Raw genomic sequence first — 459 nt, forward strand, 5'->3', positions numbered from 1 at the left:
ATGGGCTTTCTACTACGCATTCAGCCGTCTCCACTGGCATGGCGGATCCGGGCACGTCGCGACAGGCAGCAGCGAATTGGGAAAGTGTCCTATTCCGTGGTGGAGCGTGCCGCTGGTGATCGGCTACCTCTGCGGCCCGGCAATCGCGTTTTGCCTGCTCAACGCGGTCGCCTGGCGACGTTGGTCAGCCCGGAAATGGGTGGGTGGAGGAGCGGTCATTCTCGTCTTCACGGCAGTTTTGTACGTCACCGACAGCTTAATGAAGCAATCCACCTGAATCGTGCATCCGCTCGAGTTCGCTGCACGGTGAGCACGGACGACAAAGTAATCAAGCGCTCGACCCGAGCCTCGTCGCAACGAACGGAGCGCGCACTCCACACTCACCTCACCAAGGCAGCGTCTCGCCGAACCGATCGATGAAACGCAAGCCCGCCTTGCCGCGATTGCTTTCGACCATCT

General features: G+C 60.3%; 1 protein-coding gene. It reads left to right on the forward strand.

Annotation, left to right across the window (positions count from 1 at the left end):
• Nucleotides 1-277, forward strand: a 277-nt coding sequence (locus HW466_RS31745; RefSeq protein ID WP_208456264.1) for a hypothetical protein, incomplete at its 5' end; no start/stop codon positions are given.
• Nucleotides 278-459 lie beyond the last annotated feature (182 nt).

The sequence above is a fragment of the Burkholderia territorii genome (genome assembly GCF_902833055.1).
Taxonomy (GTDB): Bacteria; Pseudomonadota; Gammaproteobacteria; order Burkholderiales; family Burkholderiaceae; genus Burkholderia; species Burkholderia territorii.